This window comes from Streptomyces sp. NPDC055078 (assembly GCF_053607985.1).
The window spans coordinates 1-2708 of the sequence record NZ_JBSGUP010000887.1 but is presented as its reverse complement, the minus strand read 5'-3'; the positions used below and the strand labels follow the sequence as shown (position 1 = coordinate 2708).

At 67.5% G+C, this 2708-nt stretch carries 4 protein-coding genes; all 4 read left to right on the top strand.

Annotation, left to right across the window (positions count from 1 at the left end):
* Nucleotides 1-321: 321 nt before the first annotated feature.
* Nucleotides 322-645, top strand: coding sequence for an integration host factor (locus tag ACWF94_RS38180; protein WP_005319887.1), 324 nt, complete (start codon nucleotides 322-324; stop codon nucleotides 643-645).
* Nucleotides 646-684: 39 nt separating this feature from the next.
* Nucleotides 685-1257, top strand: coding sequence for a guanylate kinase (gene gmk / locus ACWF94_RS38175; protein ID WP_453499507.1), 573 nt, complete (start codon nucleotides 685-687; stop codon nucleotides 1255-1257).
* Nucleotides 1258-1425: 168 nt separating this feature from the next.
* Complete coding sequence (rpoZ, locus tag ACWF94_RS38170; RefSeq protein ID WP_453499505.1) at nucleotides 1426-1698, top strand: DNA-directed RNA polymerase subunit omega; 273 nt, start codon at nucleotides 1426-1428, stop codon at nucleotides 1696-1698.
* A 132-nt stretch (nucleotides 1699-1830) separates the two neighbouring features.
* A partial coding sequence (coaBC, locus tag ACWF94_RS38165) for a bifunctional phosphopantothenoylcysteine decarboxylase/phosphopantothenate--cysteine ligase CoaBC (protein ID WP_453499503.1) occupies nucleotides 1831-2708 on the top strand: 878 nt, incomplete at its 3' end.

Sequence of the window (2708 nt, the reverse complement as noted above, 5' to 3'; positions counted from 1 at the left end):
CAGCGGTGCTTTCGGCGGTATAGGGGGTTCCGGCGCGTCCGCCGTCTTTGTGCGCACCCCCTCAGCGGGCCGGGTAAAACCCGTGTACTGGCCCTCTTGACAGAATCTTGGCACAAATCACAGCCGAAATGTCGCAAAAGTCCTGGTCGGTCGATGCTGACCAGGACTTTTCGTAAGTTCTCGCTGACTGGAGCGGTGATGGCCGCTAGTCTCCGACGAAGAGCGAACGTGCACTGCGTTGCTCGTTGCTCGCCTGGTGTGGGGCGACTAGGTTCCTCACCGGTCCGTATCCGACAGTTCGACATCCGAGGTGACGTAGGCGTGGCTCTTCCGCCCCTTACCCCTGAACAGCGCGCAGCCGCGCTCGAAAAGGCCGCCGCGGCTCGCCGGGAGCGGGCCGAGGTCAAGAATCGACTCAAGCACTCCGGTGCCTCGCTCCATGAGGTCATCAAGCAGGGTCAGGAGAACGACGTCATCGGCAAGATGAAGGTCTCCGCCCTCCTTGAATCGCTGCCCGGCGTGGGCAAGGTCCGCGCCAAGCAGATCATGGAGCGGCTCGGCATCTCCGAGAGCCGCCGTGTGCGCGGTCTCGGCTCCAACCAGATCGCGTCCTTGGAGCGCGAGTTCGGCGGCGGTGCCGCCTGAACGTTCCCGGGTACCCTCGGGAACCTGGATAATCGCTGCATGGCAGCAGAGGTAGGTCCGCGGCTGACCGTGCTCTCCGGCCCCTCCGGGGTGGGCAAGAGCACGGTCGTCGCCCATATGCGCAAGGTCCACCCCGAGGTCTGGCTCTCGGTGTCGGCCACCACCAGAAAACCGCGTCCCGGCGAGCGCCACGGCGTTCAGTATTTCTTCGTCTCCGACGATGAATTCGACAAGCTGATCGCCAACGGGGAACTGCTGGAGTGGGCGGAGTTCGCGGGCAACCGGTACGGAACACCGCGCCGGGCGGTCCTGGAGCATCTGGAGTCGGGCGAGCCCGTGCTGCTGGAGATCGACCTCCAGGGCGCCCGGCAGGTCAAGGAGTCCCTGCCGGACTCGCGGCTGGTCTTTCTCGCCCCGCCCGGGTGGGACGAGCTGGTCCGCCGCCTCACCGGCCGGGGCACCGAATCCGCCGAGGTGATCGAACGCCGGCTGGCCGCCGCCAAGGTCGAGCTGGCCGCCGAAGCGGAGTTCGACACCACCCTGGTCAACACCTCCGTCGAGGATGTGGCGCGTGAGCTGCTAGCCTTGATGGCGGTGTCCACTCCCGAGTGACTGCTCCCGAGTGATTCCAGGTAGTTCCAGGTGGTTCGCAGCCAGTCGCCGGGGCAGTCGGAGTGATCCGGATGTGTTCCCAGCGATCGGCCTCGGCGCAATCCGCCGAGTGCCGGCTTCCCGGAATTCCCGGCACCGTTCGTTTTTCCCATCTTCGGAAGGTAGAGAGTGTCCTCTTCCCTTACTGCGCCCGAGGGCATCATCAACCCGCCGATCGACGAGTTGCTTGAGGCCACGGACTCGAAGTACAGCCTCGTGATCTACGCGGCCAAGCGCGCGCGCCAGATCAACGCGTATTACTCGCAGCTCGGTGAGGGTCTGCTGGAGTACGTCGGTCCGCTCGTCGACACCCATGTGCACGAGAAGCCGCTGTCGATCGCCCTGCGTGAGATCAACGCTGGTCTGCTGACCTCCGAGGCCATCGAGGGCCCCGCCCAGTAGGTCCAGCGGTACGCATACCACATCATTTCTCCACAGGCCCGGCGGTCCGTCCGCCGGGCCTGTGGTGTGTCAGTGGTTGGATGAGATGCGCAGGTGTCAGAGGTGTCATGGGTGCGAGCGTGGGGAGAGGCCGTGGACAAGCCGAAGGTCGTTCTGGGGGTCAGCGGTGGCATCGCCGCCTACAAGGCGTGCGAACTGCTGCGGAGACTGACGGAGTCCGGCCATGACGTACGCGTCGTCCCGACCGAATCGGCGCTGCACTTCGTCGGGGCGGCCACCTGGTCCGCGCTCTCCGGCCACCCCGTCTCGACCGAGGTCTGGTCCGACGTCCACGACGTACCGCATGTACGGATCGGCCAGGGCGCCGATGTGGTCGTCGTCGCGCCCGCCACCGCCGATCTGCTGGCGAAGGCCGCCCACGGCCTGGCGGACGATCTGCTGACCAATACGCTGCTCACCGCCCGCTGCCCGGTCGTCTTCGCGCCCGCGATGCACACCGAGATGTGGGAGCACCCCGCGACCCGGGAGAATGTCGCGACCCTGCGCCGCCGGGGCGCGGTCGTCATCGAGCCCGCCGTCGGCCGGCTCACCGGCGTCGACACCGGCAAGGGGCGGCTGCCCGACCCGGGCGAGATCTTCGAGGTGTGCCGCAGGGTGCTGGCCCGCGGGGTCACGGCCCCCGATCTCGCCGGACGCCATGTGGTCATCAGCGCGGGCGGTACGCGCGAGCCCCTCGACCCGGTCCGCTATCTGGGGAATCGTTCCTCCGGAAAGCAGGGGTACGCCCTCGCCCGCACGGCGGCGGCCCGGGGCGCCCGGGTGACGCTGATCGAGGCCAACACCGGGTTCGCCGATCCGGCGGGCGTCGACGTGGTCAGCGTCGGTACGGCGGTCCAGCTGCGGGAGGCCGTGATCAAGGCGGCCGGGGACGCCGACGCGGTGGTGATGGCTGCGGCGGTCGCGGACTTCCGCCCCGCCGAGTACGTCACCGGCAAGATCAAGAAGAAGGA

Bases quoted from the DNA above. Each gene is read 5' to 3' on its own strand.
- gmk (WP_453499507.1), top strand. From the start codon at position 685: ATGGCAGCAGAGGTAGGTCCGCGGCTGACCGTGCTCTCCGGCCCCTCC.